Annotated in this window: 2 protein-coding genes; both read right to left on the reverse strand. The window is 71.2% G+C overall.

The genetic code is table 11. The features are described 5' to 3' along the window. Positions 1–111 precede the first annotated feature (111 nt). The gene (locus QZY48_RS03600; protein ID WP_295427830.1) at positions 112–951 is read right to left on the reverse strand and encodes a hypothetical protein; all 840 of its coding nucleotides are present in this window, start codon (positions 949–951) and stop codon (positions 112–114) included. Continuing rightward, positions 944–2,698, reverse strand: a complete 1,755-nt coding sequence (locus QZY48_RS03605) for an N-6 DNA methylase (RefSeq protein ID WP_295427833.1) — start codon at positions 2,696–2,698, stop codon at positions 944–946. Before QZY48_RS03605 ends, QZY48_RS03600 begins: the two co-directional genes overlap by 8 nt. Between the last annotated feature and the right edge of the window lie 31 nt (positions 2,699–2,729).

Here is a 2,729-nt window from a genome sequence, read left to right on the forward strand (position 1 = left end):
CGCCCAAAATTCTCTCGCACGCCAAATTGCATCGCTTCTCCGATTACGACAACGACAACGACAACGACAACGACAACGACAACGACAACGACAACGACAACGGTCGCCGGCTCAGGCCGGTATCAGCCGCCCGTCGCGCAGTTCATAGAAGTCCGGATTGCGCTGCGCCACCAGGCTCAGCAGGTCGTCGAGCATGTCGGCGAGTGCCAATTGACGCTCCGGGGCGCCGACCTGGAAGGGGCGCAGCAAGGGCTCGGAGGCCGGGTCGGGTGCCGCCTCCGCCAGGGGGGCGGGGGCAAAGAGGTCAGCGGTGGACCCGGACCGGGGTGGCGGCACCAACGGCGGCGGCGCGGGGCGCAGTCCCGTCCGGGCGGAGTCGAGCAGGATCAGGTAGAAGCGCTCGAACTGCTCCTCGCGGTCCGCCGGGTCGTTGCGGCCGGTGAAGAGTTGCAGCCGGGCGTGGGCGTTGAGGAAGGTGGAGCGGCGCTTCTCGGTGCCGTCGTTGGCCGCCTCGCTGTCGAGAAAGAAGAGCCCGGCGAGCACCGCGTAGGGGAAGCGCCGATGCAGGGTGACCGCCTCCATCAGCATGTCGCCGCGCCGATTGACCAGGTTCTTCTGGAAATTGCGGGTCTTGCTGTCGCGGAAGTTGATGGTCTTGACCGAGATGCCGAGCAGCAGCCCGGACTCCTCGGTCGCCCAGGTCACGTCGACCTTCTTGGCCCCCAGACCGCCGGCCATGCGCCGCTCGGCGCCCGCATCCGGACCGGTCCCGCCGGGGGCCGGGCGTGCCTCCTTGAGCCCGCGGCGGCGCAGCTCCGCCCCCAGGGCGAGGGCGACCTGTTGGGAGACCAACTCGCTGTAGCGCTTCTTGGCCGCCTGGGGGGCCTCGTCCCCGGGCTTGGGCGGCAGGGACCCCAGGGCCTCGGCGAGGCGCTCGTCGATCTCAGCCATGGGTGCCGCGCCCCCGGGTCAGACGGCGATCGAGCAGGTATTCGCGGGCCGCGCGCAGGGTGTCGAGCGCCTCGCGGGCGAGCCCCAGGCCATGGCGCAGGACCAGGTCGTCGACCCGGGCCGTGGCGCGGGTCTCCTCCCCCAGGGCGAGCAGACGGGCGACCTCCGGGGCCAGTGCCTCCAGGTCGGCGGCCAAGGCCTCGACCAGGGCGGCGGCCGGGACCGGCAGGGCATCGATCTCCCGCGGCTCGTGTTTGAGCATACCGCCGCCATAGATGCGCCCGCCGATCTCGGCCCCGAGCAGCGACAGGCTGTTGAGCGCCGCCAGCGGCAGCAGCCGCACGCCCAGGGCGCGGTACGGCTCGCTCAAGCGCACCCCGTAGATCGAGTTCAGGACCAGGGCCCCGGCCTGGTTGGCGAGCAGGCGCGGGCGCCGGTGATTCATGTAGGTGCAGAACAGATCCGGTCGGTCGACCAGGGGGACGCGCCACCAGGGGGTGCGCACCCGACACTTGTAGGCGTTGCTCACCCCCTCGCGTTCCCCCAGGGCGATATAGCGGCGGGCGGCGGCGGACGGGTCCTCCCCGGGGGCGAAGAGGAGCGTGGCGGCCCCGGCCTGGCCCAGCCGCTCCCAGTCGGTGCGCTCGAAGTACAGGCCGCTCAAGTGCCGCCCGCCGGGGGGGGAGATGGGGAGCAACTCGTGCGGGGGCAGCCGCAGCGCGCGCGCACGCGCCGGCGAGAGGGCGAAGAAGCCGTTGTTGCCGGTCACTGAGCCCAGGAAGCTCCCGCCCCAGTGGGCCAGCGGCGCGAAGCCGTCGCCCTCCACCACCGCGCTGTAGAGTGCGAGCACCTCGGGGGGCAACAGGGCCGAGGTCCACTTGGCGTCCGGGCGGGGGTGGAAGCCCACCCAGTCCTGCCCCAGTGACTGCATCAGGTCCTGGGGTCGGGCCGCCTGATAGACCTCGAAATGGTCGGTCCCGCCGCTGCCCTGGGCGAGCAGCAGGATCACGTCCTCCAGGACCCCCGGAAAGACCAGGTGGTCGAACAGGACGAGCCGCACCCGGGCGAAGCGCCGCAGCAGGAAGCGGCGGATCTCGGTCGCGTACTTGACCGACAGGAGCTCGGCCGGCAGCACCAGGCCGAGTCGGCCCTCCGGTTTCAGGAAGGCGCCGGCATGGACCACGAAGGCGGCCCAGGAGGCGGCCAGCCCGCTGAGCCGCACCCCTTGGCGCAGCGCCGCGGCCAGGGCGCGGGCGCGGGTCTCACCGCTGAAGTGCTGATAGCGCACAAAGGGGGGGTTGCCGATGACCGCGTCGAACTCCGGGCGCGCCTCCCGGACGAAGAAGTCGCCCTCGGCGATGCTCGCCCCGGCGCCCAGTTCGGCCAGCAGTTGCCGCGCGATGGCCGCGGACTGGGGATGGATCTCGTGCCCGTGCAGGGCGGCCGGCCAGCCGGCGTCGGTGAGGCCCAGGGCGCGCAGGCGCGTGACCGCCTCGGTGAGAAAGGCGGCCTCGCCGCACGAGGGCTCCAGCACCCGGTCGGACGCCGCGCGGATGGCCCAGGCGGCGATGAAGCGGGCGACCTCCGCCGGGGTAAAGTAGGCCCCGCGCGTCTTGCGCAGCGTGCCTCTCCCGGGTTTCGGCGGTGCTGGATTTTGGCCCATGAATGCTTTTCGCGTCGTTGTCGTTGTCGTTGTCGTAATCGTAATCGAGATTATCGTATCGCCCCGGATTCCCTCGCACGCCAAGTTGCAGCGATTCTCCGATTACGACAACGAC

This window comes from uncultured Thiodictyon sp. (assembly GCF_903828115.1).
Lineage (GTDB): Bacteria > Pseudomonadota > Gammaproteobacteria > Chromatiales > Chromatiaceae > Thiodictyon.